Raw genomic sequence first — 18044 nt, 5'->3', positions numbered from 1 at the left:
GCCTGATCCCGGTCAAGTCGGCGCTGGCCCCCGCGTGCTACCGCTCGGCCGTGCCCCGCCGAATCGAGCCCTATCGCATCAAGGTCGTCGAGCCGATCCCGTTCCCCGATGCCGGCGCGCGACGGCGCGCGCTCGAGGCGGCCGACTGGAACGTGTTCCGCATTCCGGCGGACCTCGTCACGATCGACCTGCTCACCGACAGCGGGGTCACCGCCATGAGCGCCCACCAGTGGGGCAGCCTGTTCGACGGCGACGAGGCGTACGCCGGCTCCCAGAGCTTCCAGCGGTTCGAGCGGGTCGTCCGCGATCTCACCGGCTTGCCGCACGTCATCCCGACCCATCAGGGACGCGCGGCCGAGCGCCTGCTGTTCGAAGCGCTCGTCACCCGCGGCGACGTGGTGCCCGGCAACACCCACTTCGACACGACGCGCGCGAACATCGAGTACTTCGGCGCACGGGCCGTCGACCTGCCGTGTGCCGAGGCCGCCGACCGCGCGCTCGAGGCGCCGTTCAAGGGCAACGCCGACGTCGCCGCGCTCGAGCGCGTGCTCGCATCCGGCGACCGCGTCCCGCTGGTCGTGATGACCTGCACCAACAACTCGTGCGGCGGCCAGCCGGTGTCGCTCGCGAACCTGCGGGCCGTGCGCGCGCTGTGCGACCGCCACGGCGCGCTGTTGTTCATCGACGCCGCGCGGTTCGCGGAAAACGCGTGGTTCATACGCGAGCGCGAGCCGGGCCAGGGCGACCGGTCGCCGCGCAACATCGCGCGCGACCTGTTTTCGCTGGCCGACGGCTGCCTGATGAGCGCGAAGAAGGACGGGCTCGTCAACATCGGCGGATTCGTCGCACTGCGCAGCGCCGACCTCGCCGAGCGGGTCAAGCGGTCGATGGTACTCGGCGAGGGGTTTCCGACCTACGGCGGCCTCGCCGGCCGCGATCTCGAGGCGATGGCCACCGGGCTGCAGGAGGTGCTCGACCCGGCGTATCTGGCCGACCGGATCGGTCGCGTGCGCGCGCTCGGCGACCGGCTGCACGCCGCCGGCGTGCCGACGGTGCGCCCGCCCGGAGGGCACGCCATCTACGTCGATGCGCGCGCGTTCGCGCCGCACCTGGATCCGCTCGACTACCCCGGGCAGTCGCTCGTCTGTGAGTTGTATCTGCACGCGGGGGTTCGCTGCGTCGAGGTCGGCCAGCTGATGAACGGTCGGCCCGGTCCGGACGGTGTCGAGGCGCCGGTCGCGCAGGACCTCGTGCGGCTGGCGATCCCCCGTCGCGTGTACACCACCAGTCAGCTCGCCTACGTGGCCGACGCGGTGATCGAACTGTACGAGGCGCGGGAGCGGCTGCGGCCGCTCGAGATCGTCGACCAGCCGCACGCGCTTCGCCACTTCAGCGCCAAGCTGCGGCCGCGGGCGTCAGTCGACGACGGAGCACGGGACGCCGCGCGCGCGGGCGCGGGCGGCGGCGGCCTCTAGCGTCGCGCGGGGCGCCGGCTGGACCGCGCGGGGCTCGGCGGGCGCGCGGGCGAGGGTGCCGACGTGCGCGCGAACCGGGCGGGCTTGCGCGACCGCGTCGGCCCACGCGTCGAGTTCCGCGGGGGCGTCGTTGCCCGCGCGGCCCGACACGATGAGCGCCTGGATCTCCGCGCCGGGCACGGCGGCGATCGCGGCGATGGCGTCGGCGACGCCCGCGCCGTTGGCCGGACGCGCGAGCCGGTGCAGCCGCACGTCGGTCCCCGCGTCGAGCTTCATCAGCCGGCGGTCGCAGCGCAGCAGGCCCGGCAGCGCGGCGCCCGACAGGACGGCTTCCGACAGCGCGCTGGTGAACACGGTGAGCGACGCGGTGGGCGCCAGGGCGTCGCGCACGCGGGCGACGCGGTCGGCGATGTCGCAAAACGCCGGGTGCAGCGTCGGTTCGCCGTTGCCGCACAGCGAGATGTCGTCCACCGGCCGGCCGGCGGCGGCGGCGGCGCGCAGCGCCTCGGCGACGTCGCGCTCGATCGCGGCCGGGTCCGGCCACGCCAATCGCGGGGCGTCCGCGGCCGAGCGGATGCGCACGGCCGTGCGCCCGCACTGGCAATAGAGGCAGTCCAGCGGACACGCCTTGACCTCCGGCGGGCACAGGTCGACGCCGAGCGACCGGCCGAGCCGGCGCGAGTCGACGGGGCCGTAGACGGTCGAGGCGAGGGTCCCGCGGCGAGTCACCCCCGCGGCGTAGCGCGCCGGGGCCAGCCAGGAATTGCGCTGCGTCAACTCATCCAAACTTGCATTCGGGTGTCGCGAGCGCGCGCCGAGCGGTAGGCTGGGTGCCATGACGATGCACGAGCTGACCGCTTCTGTCGCCGCGGCGCTGGCGCTGTGCCTGGCTCCCGGCTGTTCCAAGGACGATGCCGGCAAGACGGCCCCGGGGAGCCGCGCGGCGGCGCCGGCACCCGCGGCGCAACCCGCGCCGGCCGCCGCCGGGCACACGGCGCCCGCGCAGGCGGCCGCGGCCGCCGCCCCGCACGCCGCGCCCGCCCAGGCCGCCGCGGACACCCAGACCGACGTCAAGCTGCTGGCGCTCAAGTTTCACCACGACGATTGAGGCGGCTGCCGGGCGATGGGTCCCATCGTCGAGGAGGCCAAGAAGTTGTACGTCGACAAGGGCGTGGCGTTCGTGACGTTCGACTTCACGACCGACGAGACCACCGAAGCGGCGAAGAAGGCGGCGGCGGCGTACGGGGTGCTCGACCTGTTCGAGAAAAACGCGCCGCGCACGGGGTTCTGCCTGCTGGTCGATCCCCGCAAACACGAGGTCGTCGGCACGCTCACCGCGAGAAACAGCATCGACGACTGGAAGGCGACGATCGACAAGGTGCTCGGAGGCTGACGGACGGACGCGCGGCCGCCGCGGCTCACACCGCGTCGACCACCCGGTGGGCCGCGCGCGGTCGCGCAGGCAAGTCGTCCGGCACGTTCGCCCGCACCGCGTCGTACAGTGCGCGCAGTGCGTCGCGCTTGTACAGGTCGCGGCGGAACACGAGGCTGACCTCGCGCGTGGGCACCGGTCGCGCGATCGGGCGGACGTGGCGCGCGCGCTCGCGCGCGGACAGTTGCACGACCAGCAAGTGGGGCACGAGCGTGTAGCCACCGCCCGCGCGGACGAGCTGTCGCAGCGACTCCAGCGTGCCGGCTTCGAACCGCACGTTGTCGAGTCGACCGCAGCGACCGTCGGCCGCGCCGCACAGGTGGACGACCTGCGTGCGCAAGCAGTGGCCGTCTTCCAACAGCCACAGGTCGGCGGGATCGAGCTGGCTGTCCCGCACGACGTCGCGCGACAGCAACGGATGGCCCGCGGCCGCGTAGACGTAAAACGGCTCGTAGAACAGTGGCCGTTCGCGCAGGCCGCGCTCGCCGAGCGGCGTCGCCAGCAGCCCCGCGTCGATCTGATCGGCGCGCAGCGCTGCGATGATGTCCTCGGTGCGGCGCTCCTCGACGGTGAGTTCGATGCGCGGATGGGCGCGCGCGAACGCCGCCAGAAAGCGCGGCAGCAGGTAGGGCGCCAGCGTCGGGATCACCGCGAGCGACAGCGGGCCGGCGAGATCGCCGGCCAGCTCGTCGGCGACGTGGACGAGCCGTTCGTGCGCGCGCAGCACCTCGCGCGCGCGCTCGAGTACCGCGACTCCGGCCGGGGTCGGCACGACCGGCTTGTGCTTGCGGTCGAACACGACGACGCCGAGTTCCTCCTCGAGCTTGTGGACCTGCGCCGACAGCGTCGGCTGGGACACGTGGCAGGCACGGGCCGCGCGGCCGAAGTGGCGCGTGCGGTCGACGGCGACGAGGTACTCGAGTTGCGTCAGGGTCGGCATGGTCGCGGGCGGGCCGCGGCGGCCCGCGGCGGTCGGTGTCCTGGCGCCGGCGCTGGCGCGCGGCCGTCGGCACCGGGGCGGGGCGGCGCGGCGATCACGGCGCGGCCTGTTGCTCGTAGCGCCGGCGGGCGCGCTCGCACTCGGCGTGCCACCGGTACCCGTACCATCCCGCGATCAAGAAGCCGATGCCGGCGACTCCGGCGACGGCCATCGTCGCGCGCTCGGAGCCGCCGTCGCCAAACGCCGCGCCGACGCCGACCGCCGCGCCCGTGGCTCCCACGATGAGGTCGACGACCGGGACGACCGCGTTCGTGTCGCAGCGCGGAGGCTCGCCGGGCGGCGGGTCGGCGACCAGCCGCTTGTCGCGCATGAACAGCGAGCAGCCGCACAGGAATGTGAGGACCAGCACACACACGGCGCGCATGGCCCGAGGCTACCGCAACGCGGCGCGGCGGGCGCGCTGTCGCGCACCGGCCCGCGCGCCATTTTTTCCGCGACCGGCGGCGGCTCGTGCGACACTAGATCGTCGTGTCGTCCGGCCGAATGCCCCTGTGGGCCGCGTCTCTCGCGGCGTTCGCATGCCACTTCGATCCGTCGGCGGCGGGGATCGCGGGCGACGGCGGCGAGCCGCCGGCCGACGCGGCGCCGGGCGCGCCGGACGCCGCCGCGGGGTGCGCGTGGGGCTACATGCCCGTGCACTTCGACCCGTGCTCGCCGGCGACGCCGGAGCCGGACGGTCCGTTGATGCTGACCTTGCCGGGCACGTACGTGTACGACACGGATACGGGTGTGTTGACCGCACCGGGCGGCGGCGCGTCGGTGCCGGCGTCGTCGGATCTCGGTGGCGTGCGCGCGGTGTGGGTGCGCGGCCTGATGGTCGGCGCGGCCGCCCGGTTGCGTGCGGTCGGCTCGGCGCCGCTGTTGATCGCGTCCTTCGGCGACATCGACGTGGTCGGGACGATCGACGCCAGCAGCGGCTTCGACGGCAGCGGGTACGTGCGCGGCGCCGGCGCGAACTCGAGCGCGTGTCCCGCGTCGCCGCCGGACCCCGGCGCAACCTGCGCCCAGCACGGCGGTTCGGGCGGCGGAGGCGGCGCGTTCGGTGGCGACGGCGGTCGCGGCGGCGAGGGCGGCGACACGCGCGACTGCGGCGGCGGATTTCCCGACGGCATCCCGGGCGGCGCGGGCGGCGTGGCGGTCGCGGCGCCGCCGGAGATGCTGCGCGGCGGCTGCGCGGGAGCCGACGGCGCGGCCAACAACGACGGCTTCGACACGTACGGGCGCGGGGGACCGGGCGGGGGCGCCGTCCACCTGGCGGCGCGCGACGCGTTGCGAGTGACCGGCCGGGTGCTCGCCGGTGGCGCCGGCGGCGGGCCGGGCACGGGACACCGCGCCGGCGGCGGCGGCGGCGGCAGCGGCGGGATGATCGGGCTCGAGGGAGGGACGGTCACGATCGGACCGCTGGCCGTGGTGGCCGCCAACGGCGGCGGCGGCGGGGGCGGGTGCGACGGCAACCGCGCCGAGCCCGGCGAGGACGGCGGTGCCGGCGCGCGGCGCGCGGACGGCGGCGACGGCGAGGGCAAGGGCGGCCGCGGGGGAACCGGAGGCGCCCTGGCGAACCCCGACGGCGAGGACGCCCCGGTCGCCGAGCGCGGCGGCGGCGGCGGCGGCGGCGGCGCGGGCGTGATCGTGCTGTATGGACCGGCGGCGCCGGCGATCGACGGCGCGGCGGTCGTGTCGCCGGCCCCGATCGTCGATTGATCGCGCGGTTGGACGCCCGCCGTCGCCTCGGAAAGCGGGCGCCGTGACATAGTCGAGGCGGCGACATGCACGACAACATCACCGTCCAGCAACTCCGCGCGCCGTTCGCCGTTCAGGTCGAGCCGGGTTCGTTCGAGCCGCCTCGTCACTTCTATCCGCGCGCGCTCAACGCGCAGGTCCACCCGCTCGTGAGCTTTTTCATGCGCATGAGCCAGGAGCGGCTGGTCAACCGCTACTGCCACCTCAACCCGCGCGTCGTCCCCGAGTACCTCACTTCGGTGTTGCGCTACCGGCCGCGGTTTTTTCGCTGGGCGGGGGCGGACCTGTTTCACGTGACGACCGAGGGCGGCAATCGCCAGATGCTCGTCATCGAGACCAACTCGTGTCCCTCTGGCAACAAGTCGATGCCGATCCTCGCCGAGGACCAGGAACAGGGCGGCTATCGGACGCTGGTCGAGCGCTCGCTTCTCCCGTTCGTCGTCAAGCGCGCAGCCGTGTCCACCGGCGGACTCGCGGTGGTCTACGACAAGAACATCATGGAGGCGTCCGGTTACGCCGCGGCACTCGCCGATTTCGTCGACGAGCCGGTGTGGCTGGCGCCGATGCCGCACGACGCGGAGGAGCCGGCGGCCGTGTTCGACGACGGGCTGCTCCGGGTGCGCGACGCCGGCGGCACGTGGCACCCGATCCGCGCGGCGCTCCGCTACGTGACACAGCGGCCGTGGACGAGGATCCCCGTCTACACGAAGACGGCCGTGTTCAATCCGGTCATCGCGTGTCTCGCCGGTGGGCGGAACAAGCTGGTCGCGGCCAAGGCGTACGATCTGTACAACGCCGAGTTGGTGCCGTGCGGGCTGGAAATCTGCACGCCCGAGACCATTCGCGACGTCAGCCGTGACGAGATTCCGTTGTGGATACAACGGTTTGGTGGCCATGCGGTCGTGAAGGTCCCATATGCCAATGCGGGACAGGGGGTGTTCACGATCACGAGCGAAGCGGAACTCTCCGCGTTCATGGCGCGCGACATCGGCTACGAGCGGTACATCGTCCAGAGCCTGGTGGGCAATCACCAGTGGAGTTCGATCAGCCGGCGCGGGCGCCTGTATCAAGTCGGCACCATGCCCAACAAGCGCGGCGAGATCTACGTGGCCGACGTGCGGATGATGGTGTGTTCGACCGCCGACGGGTTTCGCCCGCTGGCCGTGTACGCCAGGCGGGCGCGCGTGCCGCTGGTGGACAAGCTGGCGTCCGGCTCGTCGTGGGACGTGCTGGGCACCAACCTGTCGGTGCGCGCCGACGACGGCGGGTGGCGATCCGACACGGATCGGCTCATGTTGATGGACCGCCGGGACTTCAACCTGCTCGGCATCGGAACGGACGAACTGATCGAGGGGTTCATCCAGACCGTGCTGTCAGTGATCGCGATCGACAAGCTCGCGAGCGCGCTCATCAACCAAAAAGGTCGGCTCAAAAAGAAGCTGTTCCGCTCGCTCAACGACGACGACGTGTTGATCGACGAGCTGATGGCGTGAGCGCGACCGCGCATGTGCGCGTCGCACGCGACCGGTCGCACCGGCGACGCGACGGATTGCGGGCGCGTCGCCGGCGCGACCCGGCGCACGTCAGCGCAGCTTCGTCGGCTCGCGGAGAAACAGCAAATACTGGTCTTCGAGGTCGTCGAGCACCATCGGCCGGTGGCAGCGGTCGCACTCGACCGGCGGCAGGCTCTGGTGGTGGTTGCGCACCTCGCGCGTGTCGAACACGTGGTCGATCTGAACGTCGCAGTGCTCGCACACCAGCGGCGCCACGAACGAGCGCACCGGCGCGTGCGCCAGGAACCCCTCGAGCATGTTGATCTGGTCGATGACCGGTGACGAGCACTCGACGAACTCGAGACGCGTCGACTCGGCGACGCGGCGGAGCGCATCCATCCACGCCCGCGCGCCGTACGAGTTGATGCGCCGCACGCCGCGGAGGTTCACCTCGGCTCTCTCCCGGAGCGTCGCGAGGGCGTCGAAGTTCGCGTTCTCGTCGACGACGCCGCGGATCTCGACGTAGGACTTGTCGCCGACGTGGCGGATGTCGATGTCGACCGGCACCAACCGTCCCCTCCCGAGTATACCGTCGCCGCGGGCTCCGGACAGCGGTTTTCGCCGAGTGGATTACCGCGCGGCGCGCTCCGGTCGGGGCCGCGGCCCGAGCACCGGCGACGGAGCGCGGCCGCGGCGGTGGCGGACGAGGGGCGGCAACGCGAGAAACCCGCCCATTCCGGCGTAGAACAGGCACGCGTACAACACGTGGCCCTGCTCGCGCTGGCCGGGGAAGAAATGGTGCACGAGCAGCAGCGCGATGCCGATGTTGCGCACCGCGACCTCGATGGTGAGCGCGACGTTGTCGTCGTCGTAGCGGCCGAGCGCGCGGACCAACGGGGGCGTGAGGTTGGCGAGCAGCAGGCCGTACGCGATGAGCGTCAACGGCGGGCCCCAGCCGTACTCGGCGACGCGGATGCGGCCGCTTTGCAGCGCGCTGGCGGTGACGAGCGCGAGGCCGACGAGCGAGCCGCGGATCGCCCAGCGCGATGCGCGCAGCGCGCCGGCCGGCCACAACCGGCGCGCGGCCATGCCGGCGAGCAGCGGCCCGATCAAATACGCCGCGATCTCGACGACGATGCGGCCGGCGGGCAGCGCGAAGCCCGCCGGCAGGTGGCCGCGGGCGAGCACGCTCAGCAGCAGCGGGATCGTGCCGACGCATGCCGCGGTCGTCACGACCGTCACCGAGATGGACAGCGCGACGTTGCCGCGCGCGAGGAAGGTGAGCAGGTTGGAAAACGCGCCGCCCGGCACGGCCGCGACGAGAAACAGGCCGACCGCCCATCCGGGGGGCAGGTCGAGCGCCGCGACGAACGCGGCCGTCGCGGCCGGCACGGCGATCCACTGGAGCCCGAGCCCGACCGCGAGGCCGCGCGGGTCGCGCGCGATCGCCGCGAAATCGCTGACCCGGAGCGTCGCGCCCATGCCGAACAGGGCGAGAACGAGTTGGACCGGAATGAGGTAGGTTTCGGCGATGTAGTGAAACGTGGCCACGGTGAGCCCGGTGGATCTCCCACCGTGCCACCGCGCGGTGGCACGACGCAACGGGCGGCTGCCGATGGCGCCGCGTGCGCGGCCGCCACGACCGGCCGTGTGTCCGCCGCCGGCGACCCGCGAAATGTCGTGCCGCGTCCCGCGCAAGTGCGCGATGCCCCGCGCTGCACGGTGGGCCCGCGGTTTGCTTCGAGCGCGTGTGGAGAGTGCGTATGAATGCGTCAAGCCTGTTGGAGCGAGTCGACGCCATGCCCGACGATGCGTACGGGCTGCTGCTGTTTGGGCGGACCGCGCGGTTGTCGGTTGCGGTGTGCGTGGTGGGGCGGAGGATCGGCTGGGCGACCTCGACGCGGTTGCCGTGGCGGCTCACCGACTTGATCGCGCTGCGCGCAGGCGTGCCGCGGTCCGTCGTTCACGTCGCATACCAGCAAGCGGCCGTCGCCGGGGACCGCGTCGGCGAGTGGCTCGTGCGGCACGGCGAGATCGAGCCCGGCGAACTGCGCATGTGTCTGCACGAGCAGGCGAGTCACGCGCTCGCGCTGATCTCGCCGGCGATGGGCCCACCCGTGTGGACGCCGGCGGACGGCGACCCGCCCGAGCACACGCTCAGCACGGCGAGGCTGCGCGCGTCGATCTCGCCGGCGCCGCGCGCGCTCGCGGGGTAGACGCGGCGGTCAGGCGGCCAGTTCGCGCACCGCCGCGACGATCCGGTCGACCTCGTCGGCCGTGTTGTAGTGAAGCAGGCCGACGCGGACGAGCCCGCCGGGCTCCAGGCCGAGCGCGCGGGTGAGCTCGACCGCGTAGAAGTTGCCGTGCCACGCATAGATCGCGCGCGACGCGAGGTGTTCGGCGACGCTTGCCGCGTCGCGGTCGCGGCACGTGAACCCGAACGTCGGCGCCCGGTCTTGCCGCGGTCCGTAGACCGTGACGCCGGCGATCGCGGCGAGCCCGTCGTGCAGGCGTGCGGCCAGCACCGACTCGTGGGCGGCGATGGCGGCGAACGCACTGCGCAGCCGCGCGCGCCGATCGGGGCCGTCGCCGAGGGACGCGAGGTAGTCGATGGCGGCCGCGACGCCGGCGATGCCCTCGTGGTTCTGCGTGCCGGTCTCCCACCGCCCGGGCAGCTCGTCTCCGGCCGGCCGCACCTGGTAGGCGGGTAGCGACCGCAGCGACTCGCGCTTGCCCCACAAGATGCCGACGTGCGGCGCGAAGAACTTGTACGCCGAACACGCGAGGTAGTCGCAGTCCCACGCCTGCACGTCGATCAACCGGTGGGGCGCGTAGTGGACGGCGTCGACGAACACCTCCGCGCCGGCGTCGTGCGCGAGCGCGCAGACGTCGGCGACCGGGTGGATCGTGCCGACCGCGTTGGACGCAGCGGCGACCGCGACGAGGCGGGTGCGCTCGCCGAGCACCGCGCGCAGCTCGTCGAGGTCGAGGGTGCACTCCGGCGCGCGGAAGCCGACGTGTCGCACGCGCGCGCCGGCGTCGCGCGCCGCCAACACCCACGGCCACACGTTGGCGTCGTGGTCCATGCGCGTGACGACGATCTCGTCGCCCTCCTCCCACCGGTCCATGAGCGCCCGCGACAGCGCGAACGTGAGCGTGGTCATGTTCGGGCCGAACACGCAGCACGCGGGGTCGGGGGCGCCCAGCAGGTCCGCGACCGCGGCGCGCGCGTCCTCCAGCCGGCGGTCGAGCGCGCGCGATGCGGCGAACGCGCCATGCGTGTTGGATACGCCGTCGCGCAGCGCGCCGGCGACCGCGTCGATCACCGGCTGTGGAACCTGGCTGCCGGCCGGACCATCGGCGAACACGACCGGGCGGCCGTCTTGCGTGCGGGCCAACGCGGGAAACAATCGGCGGACGGCGGCGACGTCGAGTGCGGTCATGGCCGCATCCTACCGGGATGGACGCCCGTGCGGAGCCGCGGCGGACGTCGCGCGTGACGCCGTGATACAACGCGACCATGGATCTGCAGGGCGCTGTGGCGTTCGTCACGGGCGGCGCATCCGGGCTCGGCGCGGCGACGGTCCGCCGACTGGTGGCCGGCGGCGCGCGGGCGGTCATCTGCGATCGAGACGCGGACCGGGGCGAGGCGCTCGCGGGGGAACTCGGCGACGGGGTCGAGTTCGCGCAGGCCGACGTGACCGACGAGGCGCAGGTGCGCGCGGCGATCGACCGCGCCCGGGCGCTGGGGCCGCTGCGGATCGCGGTGAGCTGCGCCGGCGTCGGGTGGGCCAGGCGCACGCTCGACCGCGACGGCAACCCCCACGATCTCGAGCTGTTTCGCCAGGTCGTGGGCATCAACCTGGTCGGCACGTTCAATGTGCTGCGGCTGGCCGCGGCGGCGATGGCCGCGACCGAGCCGGCGGCGACGGGCGAGCGCGGCGTCGTCGTGCAGACGGCGTCCGCCGCGGCGTTCGACGGCCAGGTCGGCCAGGTCGCCTACGCCGCGTCGAAGGCGGGCGTCGTCGGCATGACGCTGCCGGCCGCGCGCGACCTCGCGCCCGTCGGCGTCCGCGTGGTCGCGATCGCGCCGGGCGTGTTCGACACGCCGATGCTCGGGCTGTTGCCGCCGGCCGCGCGCGAGGCGCTCACGAAAGACGTCGTGTTCCCCAAGCGGCTCGGCGACCCGGACGAGTTCGCGCGGCTGGTCGAGGCGATCGTCACCAACCCGTATCTCAACGGCGAGACGATCCGACTCGACGGCGCGCTGCGCATGCCGCCCAAATGACGCGGCACGCGGCAGCGCGCCGGGGCAGCGGGGCGCGGGAGCCGGCCACCGGCGGCGGCGCGGCCGCGCGCCGAGCGCGTCGCGCGGCGGCGGCCGCACTCGCGGTGGCCGTGGTCGCCGCGACGCCGGCGCGCGCGGGACGGCTCGACGCGCTGGGAAGTTACGAGCGCGAGGCGGTCGAGGAGGCGTTGGCGCGGCTCGGCGTCGAGGTCGACGAACGGCCGGCCGGCAAGCGGGTCCGCCGCATCCACGTGGTCAACCTGCCCGTATTCGGCAAGGACGCCGGATTCTTGCGCGTGTTCAACGCGCTGCACGTCACCACGCGCACGTCCATCGTCGCGCGCGAGGTGTTCATCGAGCCCGGCGAGCCGTGGGACGAGGAGGTGGTCGAGGACAACCGCCGGCGTCTCAACGACGGCCTGTTTACCGCACTGGCCGCCATCGTGCCGGTCCGGTCGCCCGAGCCGGGCACGGTCGACGTGTTGGTCGTCACCCGCGACATCTGGTCGCTGCGGATGAACTCGAACATCGAGGTGCAGGACGGTGTCGTGACCGCGCTGTTCTTGACCGCGTCGGAAAACAACCTGCTCGGGTTGCGCAAGCACGTATCGTTCGTGTTCGACATGGACAAGAGCGGCTGGGCGATCGGGCCGCAGTACGTCGACAAGAACGTCCTGGGGACGCGGCTTCAACTCGTCACGCTCGCGCGGGCGATCTTTCGCCGCGACGCACAGCCGGCGCTGGCGACCGGGGCCGACCTCGGGCTCACCGGCGACTTCGAGGGAACGTCCAGTCGCACGGACATCGTGTATCCGCTGTGGTCGCTCCGGCGCAGGTGGGGGGCGGGACTGTCGGTGTCGCACTTCGACAGCGTCACGCGCCGGTTCTTCGGCACCGAGGTGGCGCCGTTCCCGCTGCCGGTCGACGTGGTCGAGCCGCCCGACTGCGCGCGGCCATTTGCCGATGCGCCACTGCGGCAGGTCTTCGACCGCACCCTGGTCGACGTGTCGGCGACGGCGACGCGATCGTATCCCGGGCGGGTGATCCACCGGCTCAGCTGGGGCTACCAACTTCGGCGAGACCGGTCGCACCTGCGCGACCGCGACGCGTACGACCCGGCGCTGGTCGCGTGCTTCGAGTCCGAGGCGCTGCCGCGGTCCGAGCTGTCGTCAGCGCTCACGGCCAGCTACCGGCTGTTCACGCCGCGGTTCGTTCGCTACCGCAACGTCGACTCGTTCGACCTGGCCGAGGACGCCACGCTCGGCCCGAGCGCATCGGCGGCGGTGGAAGTGGCGCTCGAGGCGCTCGGCTCGGATACGAACTACGTCGGACTGGCCGCGGGGCTCGGCTGGACGGTCGACTGGCGCGGGGACGGCTTCGTCCGCGTCGGTGCCTCGGCGAGCACGCGCATCCAGCAGCGAGACCCGGCCGGCGGCGCCGAGGTCGGCGGCTTCATCGACAACAGCGCGTCTGCGTCGGTTCGCGCGGTGCCGCCGCCGGTGGGGCCGGTGCGGTTCGTCGGCGCGGCGTCGGCCGGTACGCGGTTCAACGAACAGGCCAACCGCATCTTCGCGCTCGGCGGCGACAACGGCCTGCGCGGGTTTCCAATCAACTTCTTCCAGACGCCGCTGGGCGCGCAAAACCACCGGTTCGCCCGCGCCAACATCGAGGCGAGGACCGCGCCGGTGCGGGTGTGGTTCTGGCGGGCCGGGCTCGTCGCGTTCTACGACGTCGGCGGTGTGAGCACGGGGTTTCGCTCGATGGACCTGTACCACGACGTCGGCATCGGTCTGCGCACGTTGATCCCGCAACTACAGCCATTCGTGTTCCGCCTGGACTGGGCGGTGCCGCTCAACGGTCCGACGCCCGGGCTGGCCGGCAGCCGCGTGGTGTTCGCGTCGCAGCAGGCGTTTTGACATGCGCGCGCCGATGCGGTCGAGTCCCGGCAGAAAGCGGCGGCGATGACGTCGCCGAGCTACCGCGCGCTCGTGCGCGCGAATCCCGCGTTTCGCCGGCTATGGCTCGGCGACGTGGCGAGCTTTCTCGGCGATTGGTTCAACCTGATCGCGATCTACACGTCGGTACAGGCGCTCACCAGCAGCAAGCTGGCCGTCGGTGCGGTCGTTGCGGCCAAGACGCTGCCGAACTTCTTGATGATCCCGGTTGCCGGGCCAATCGTCGATCGCTTCGACCGGCGGCGTCTGCTGCTGGCCGCGGACTTTGCGCGGGCTGGCTGCGCCGCCGGCCTGATCGCCGCCCACGCCGCGGGCTCCCTCGCGGCGCTGTACGGGCTGACGTTTGCGATGGTCGTGTTTACCGCGATCGCCTTTCCGGCGAAGAAGGCGGCGCTGCCGATGGTCGTGCCGCGGGACCACATCGGCGCGGCGAACGCGCTGATGGGGGCCACGTGGTCGGTGATGCTCGCGATCGGAGCCGCGCTCGGCGGAGCGGCGGTCGCCACCGTCGGCGTCGCGGCGTCGTTCGCGATCGACGGCGCGACCTACCTGATGTCGGCCGCGCTGTTCGCCGGGCTGCCGCGGCTCCGCCCGCCGGCGGCCGCGCTGGGCGGCAGCGCACGGTTTTCCGACGCGGTCCGCTACCTGCGGCGCGCGCCCGACGTGCTGGCGACGGCGTGCGTCAAGCCGTTCGGCTCGGTGGCCAACGGCGCGGTCGTCGCGTTGATTCCGCTGTACGGCACGGTCGCGTTCGAGCGCCGCGGCGCCCTGTGGATGGGCCTTCTGTACGCGGCGCGCGGCGCCGGCGCGGCGGTCGGCTCGCTCGGCCTGCGCGCGTGGTCGCGCGATCGCCCGCCCGCGCTGCGCCGGCTCATTGCGGTCGGCTTCGCGCTGATCGCGGCCGGCATGGCGATCGCGGGGACTGCCGGGTCCATGGCCGTCGCGGCCGCCGGGTTCTTCGTGGCGGCCGTGGGATCGGGCGGCAACTGGGTGCTGTCGGGCACCCTGCTGCAGCTCGAGGCCGATCCCACCTTCCACGGGCGCGTGTTCTCCATCGAGTTCGGCGTCGGCACACTGGTGCTGGCGCTCAGCGGCATTGCGGTCGGCGCGGTCCAGGACGCGCTCGGCGTGACCGTATTCGAGGCGGCGTTGTGGTGGGGCGCTCTCGCCGTGCCGGGCCTGGTGTTCTGGCTGGCGGTGCTCGCGGCGATGCGGCGCGGCGACGCGCGGCGCCCGGCGGCATCTCCGCCGCTTCACCCGGCGCCGCCGGCATAACGGGAAGACGCGGCCCCCTCCGATCGGGTATACGAGGGGCCGACCATGCCGGACAAAGCACTGGACCACCTGAGCATCAACGCGATCCGGTCGCTCGCGATCGACGCGATTCAGCAGGCCAATTCGGGGCACCCGGGGTTGCCCCTCGGCGCCGCGCCGATGGCCTACGTGTTGTGGACGCGGCACCTGCGCCACAATCCGCGCGACCCGGCGTGGCCCGACCGGGACCGGTTCGTGCTGTCCGCGGGGCACGGCAGCATGCTGCTGTACGCGCTGTTGCACCTCACCGGCTACGACGTGTCGCTCGACGACCTGCGCCAGTTCCGCCAGTGGGGCTCGAAGACGCCGGGGCACCCGGAGGTCCACGTCACGCCCGGCGTCGAGACGACGACCGGTCCGCTCGGCCAGGGCGCGGCCAACGCGGTCGGCATTGCGATCGCCGAACGCGCGCTCGCACATCGGTTCAACCGGCCGGGGCACACGGTCGTCGACCACATGACCTACGCGCTCGTGTCCGACGGCGATCTGATGGAGGGCGTCGCCGCCGAGGCCGCGTCGCTCGCGGGGCACCTGGGCCTCGGCAAGCTCGTCTACCTGTACGATGCCAACGGCGTGTGTCTCGACGGCCCGACCGACGAGACGTTCACCGAGGACGTCGGCCGCCGGTTCGAGGCCTACGGCTGGCAGGTCATTCACGTGGCCGACGGAGACACGGACATCGACGCGATCGATCGGGCGATCCAGACCGCGCGCGACTGCGGCGATCGGCCGTCGCTGATCGTCGTCAAGACCACCATCGGATTCGGTTCGCCGAACAAGCAGGGCACGTCGAAGGCGCACGGCGCGCCGCTCGGGGCCGAGGAGGTGGAGCTGACCAAGCGCGCGCTCGGCATCGACGACCTCACCCCGTTTGCCGTGCCGGCCGCAGCGGTCGCGCACTTTCGCACGGCGATCGACCGGGGCGGCGCGGCTCAGGCGGACTGGCAGCGACGGCTGGATGCGTGGGAGGCAGACCATCCGGACCTCGCCGCCGAATGGCGCCGCCGGTGGGCGCGCGAACTGCCGGCGGGGTGGGATGCCGAGCTGCCGAGCTGGCCCGCCGGCGAGGCGGTCGCGACCCGCGTTGCGGCGGGCAAGGCGGAAAACGCGATCGCCGCGGCACTGCCGGAGCTATTGGGCGGCGACGCCGACCTGTCGTGCTCGACGATGACCGCGATCGCCGGCGGCGGGTCGTTCGACGGCCGCACCGGCGCGGGACGCAACATCCACTTCGGCGTGCGCGAGCACGCGATGGGGGCGATCTGCAACGGCATGGACTACCACGGCGGCGTCCGGCCGTTTGCGTCGACGTTCTTCGTGTTCAGCGACTACATGCGCCCGGCGGTCCGCATCGCCGCGCTCAACCGCCAGCCGGTGATCTACGTGTGGACGCACGACTCGATCGCCCTGGGCGAGGACGGGCCGACGCACCAGCCGGTCGAGCATTTGATGTCGCTGCGCGCGATGCCCAACCTGCACGTGGTGCGCCCGGCGGACGCGAACGAGGCCGCGGAGGCGTGGCGCTACGCGGTGCGGCGGACCGATGGCCCGACCGCGCTGGTATTGACCCGCCAGAAGGTGCCGACACTCGACCGGTCGGTGTACCCGCCCGCCGCGGAATTGGTGCGCGGCGCGTATGTGTTGGTCGATGCCGACGACCCGCAGGCCCTGATCCTCGCGACCGGTTCCGAGGTGCACGTCGCCCTCGCCGCTCACCGCCAGCTGGCCGCCGGCGGCGTGCGCGCGCGGGTCGTCGCGATGCCGTGCTGGGAGGCGTTTGCCGAGCAGCCCGCCGACTACCGCGAGCGCGTGCTGCCCAAGGCGGTGCGTGCGCGCGTGGCGGTCGAAGCGGGTGTGACGCTCGGATGGGAGCGGTGGATCGGCGACGTCGGGATCGCGGTCGGGCTCGACCGCTTCGGCGCCTCGGCGCCGGGGCCGGTGTTGCTCGAGCGCCTCGGCATCCACGCCGCGGCGGTGGTCGACGCGGTGCGCGCTGCGATCGACCGGGCGGGCTGACGCCCGCGCGGGCTACGAGGAGCGGCGTTCGTCCGCGCGAACAGTGGCAACCGCGCGGTCGACGCCGGCCGGCGCGCCGGCGTCGGCGAGTGCCGCGAGTTCGTCCGACACGGCCGGCAAGGCGCTGTCCGATGCGTCGAGCACCTCGAGTCCGTCGATGCCAATTTCGTCGGTGACGCGGCTGCCGGCGATCAGCAGCGCGACCATCGCGGCGAACAGGGCGACCAGAATCCACGCGGGGATCTGCACCAGGTGGCCGATCCAGGCGATCGCGTAGTAGCGCGGGAACCGGCCCAGTACGGTCGCGAAGATGTAGCGCCACAGCGGGTAGCCGCTGGCCGGTGCCAGCACCCGGACGACGTAGATCGGAAGCGGCGTCAGCGCGAACACGAAGATCGTGAAAAACGGGAACTTCATCAGCCAGCGCACCGACAGCCGGTAGATGCGCGTGTTGCGCGCGCGGCGGATGTTCGGGTGTTCGAACGCGCGCCGGACGACCGGGTAGTCGATCGCGGCCGCGACGGCGGTGCCGACGCATCCCGCCAGCGCGATCCACGCGGGGTGGTAGTACTTGGCCGCGAACAACAAGCCCGGCTCGTGCGGGACCGGCAGCAGCGAGTTGGCCGGCATCGAGTACAGCGTGAACAAGAAGGTGCCGGCGAAATCGGGCGCGAGCCACAGCAGCAGCGCACCGCCCGCGGCAAGTCCGAGCAGCGCCCAGCAAAAGCGCTCCCAGTAAAGCGGCAGGCGGCGGCGTAGTCGGCGCACGGTGGTCACCCGCGCGGGCGCAGGGCCGCGCCGATGCAACCGGGCGGCGGTGGACAACTCGGGATGGACATCGCTTCGGACACGGGACGACCTCGCCGTCGCCTTCTCCGGCACATCCGTGCAGGCCAGAGAATCACGACCGGAACCGATTCTTTACCGCGCATCCGCGCTTCGGGAAAGGCCGAGCGGCTCGTGGCGGAAGGCGCTGCCCGCGACGGCGGCGTGCTCGCGGCGGCCGCACGGGCCGCCGGCGCGCAAGGACCGCCGCGTGCCGGCGCGCATCACTTGAGCGTCAGCGTGGTGCGCGCCAGGTCGATGTCTCGGTTGCCGCGGCGCGCGCGCAGGATCACATGGTACGTGCGCCCGGCGGCCGGGCCGTCGTCCTCCGTGATGGTCACGCGTCCGGTGACGACCGTCAGGTTGCGGTCGACCTGGAGGCGCTTGTTGGCGACGTACGCCTTCTTCTTGTCGGCCGTGTGGAAGTCCATCGACAGCTCGTCCGTCTTGGGCGCGGTCTTGAGGAAGGCCGTGTAGTAGAAGGTCCACGCCTTCACGCCGTCGGC

18 protein-coding genes are annotated in these 18044 nt (G+C 72.8%); 10 read left to right on the top strand and 8 right to left on the bottom strand.

What is annotated here, in order from left to right; translation table 11 throughout:
- Window positions 1-50 precede the first annotated feature (50 nt).
- A complete protein-coding gene (locus D6689_09480; GenBank protein RMH42019.1) occupies window positions 51-1475 on the top strand; it encodes a tryptophanase in 1425 nt (474 codons plus the stop codon).
- On the opposite strand, the gene D6689_09475 is transcribed toward D6689_09480, so the two are convergent.
- Complete coding sequence (locus D6689_09475) at window positions 1416-2204, bottom strand: radical SAM protein (GenBank protein RMH42017.1); 789 nt, start codon at window positions 2202-2204, stop codon at window positions 1416-1418. The two genes, D6689_09480 and D6689_09475, sit on opposite strands and share 60 nt — an antisense overlap.
- A 106-nt stretch (window positions 2205-2310) precedes the next feature.
- Here D6689_09475 and D6689_09470 point away from each other — a divergent pair, with 106 nt between their 5' ends.
- On the top strand, window positions 2311-2583 hold the full coding sequence (locus D6689_09470) for a hypothetical protein (protein RMH42016.1): 273 nt from the start codon (window positions 2311-2313) through the stop codon (window positions 2581-2583).
- 15 nt (window positions 2584-2598) lie between these two features.
- Window positions 2599-2868: a hypothetical protein gene (locus D6689_09465; protein RMH42015.1), complete on the top strand. Its 270-nt coding sequence runs from the start codon at window positions 2599-2601 to the stop codon at window positions 2866-2868.
- 25 nt (window positions 2869-2893) lie between these two features.
- On the opposite strand, the gene D6689_09460 is transcribed toward D6689_09465, so the two are convergent.
- Complete coding sequence (locus tag D6689_09460; GenBank protein ID RMH42014.1) at window positions 2894-3847, bottom strand: hydrogen peroxide-inducible genes activator; 954 nt, start codon at window positions 3845-3847, stop codon at window positions 2894-2896.
- Between the two features lie 94 nt (window positions 3848-3941).
- Window positions 3942-4271, bottom strand: coding sequence for a hypothetical protein (locus D6689_09455; protein ID RMH42013.1), 330 nt, complete (start codon window positions 4269-4271; stop codon window positions 3942-3944).
- 119 nt (window positions 4272-4390) lie between these two features.
- Here D6689_09455 and D6689_09450 point away from each other — a divergent pair, with 119 nt between their 5' ends.
- Window positions 4391-5608: a hypothetical protein gene (locus D6689_09450; GenBank protein ID RMH42012.1), complete on the top strand. Its 1218-nt coding sequence runs from the start codon at window positions 4391-4393 to the stop codon at window positions 5606-5608.
- Window positions 5609-5685: 77 nt separating this feature from the next.
- Window positions 5686-7140, top strand: coding sequence for a hypothetical protein (locus tag D6689_09445; protein ID RMH42018.1), 1455 nt, complete (start codon window positions 5686-5688; stop codon window positions 7138-7140).
- A gap of 90 nt (window positions 7141-7230) precedes the next feature.
- On the opposite strand, the gene D6689_09440 is transcribed toward D6689_09445, so the two are convergent.
- Both D6689_09440 and D6689_09435 read right to left on the bottom strand, forming a co-directional pair.
- Window positions 7231-7710: a hypothetical protein gene (locus tag D6689_09440; protein RMH42011.1), complete on the bottom strand. Its 480-nt coding sequence runs from the start codon at window positions 7708-7710 to the stop codon at window positions 7231-7233.
- A 60-nt stretch (window positions 7711-7770) separates the two neighbouring features.
- Window positions 7771-8916 (bottom strand): bile acid:sodium symporter family protein, encoded by a 1146-nt coding sequence (locus tag D6689_09435; GenBank protein RMH42010.1) that lies wholly within the window; start codon window positions 8914-8916, stop codon window positions 7771-7773.
- A 5-nt stretch (window positions 8917-8921) separates the two neighbouring features.
- Between D6689_09435 and D6689_09430 the strand changes: the two genes are divergently transcribed.
- On the top strand, window positions 8922-9356 hold the full coding sequence (locus D6689_09430; GenBank protein RMH42009.1) for a hypothetical protein: 435 nt from the start codon (window positions 8922-8924) through the stop codon (window positions 9354-9356).
- Between the two features lie 9 nt (window positions 9357-9365).
- Here the strand turns inward: D6689_09430 and D6689_09425 are convergent, their stop codons facing one another.
- Window positions 9366-10583, bottom strand: coding sequence for a cysteine desulfurase-like protein (locus tag D6689_09425; GenBank protein ID RMH42008.1), 1218 nt, complete (start codon window positions 10581-10583; stop codon window positions 9366-9368).
- Window positions 10584-10660: 77 nt separating this feature from the next.
- On the opposite strand from D6689_09425, the gene D6689_09420 reads away from it, so the two are divergent.
- Genes D6689_09420 through tkt form a run of 4 tightly spaced genes read left to right on the top strand, consistent with a single transcriptional unit; the run spans window position 10661 to window position 16713 of the window.
- A complete protein-coding gene (locus D6689_09420) occupies window positions 10661-11428 on the top strand; it encodes an SDR family NAD(P)-dependent oxidoreductase (GenBank protein RMH42007.1) in 768 nt (255 codons plus the stop codon).
- Window positions 11425-13344 (top strand): hypothetical protein, encoded by a 1920-nt coding sequence (locus D6689_09415; GenBank protein ID RMH42006.1) that lies wholly within the window; start codon window positions 11425-11427, stop codon window positions 13342-13344. Before D6689_09420 ends, D6689_09415 begins: the two co-directional genes overlap by 4 nt.
- Before the next feature lie 45 nt (window positions 13345-13389).
- Window positions 13390-14658 carry an MFS transporter gene (locus D6689_09410; protein RMH42005.1) on the top strand — a complete coding sequence of 423 codons (1269 nt, stop codon included), beginning with the start codon at window positions 13390-13392 and terminating at the stop codon, window positions 14656-14658.
- Between the two features lie 45 nt (window positions 14659-14703).
- Window positions 14704-16713: a transketolase gene (tkt, locus tag D6689_09405; protein RMH42004.1), complete on the top strand. Its 2010-nt coding sequence runs from the start codon at window positions 14704-14706 to the stop codon at window positions 16711-16713.
- Between the two features lie 12 nt (window positions 16714-16725).
- On the opposite strand, the gene D6689_09400 is transcribed toward tkt, so the two are convergent.
- Together D6689_09400 and D6689_09395 are read right to left on the bottom strand one after the other, a co-directional pair.
- Window positions 16726-17490: a DedA family protein gene (locus D6689_09400; protein ID RMH42003.1), complete on the bottom strand. Its 765-nt coding sequence runs from the start codon at window positions 17488-17490 to the stop codon at window positions 16726-16728.
- 272 nt (window positions 17491-17762) lie between these two features.
- Window positions 17763-18044: hypothetical protein (locus D6689_09395; protein ID RMH42002.1), on the bottom strand; the 282-nt coding region annotated here is incomplete at its 5' end.

It is taken from the genome of Deltaproteobacteria bacterium, assembly GCA_003696105.1.
In the GTDB taxonomy this organism is placed as follows: domain Bacteria; phylum Myxococcota_A; class Polyangia; order Haliangiales; family J016; genus J016.
This window is presented reverse-complemented; position numbering and strand designations above follow the sequence as displayed.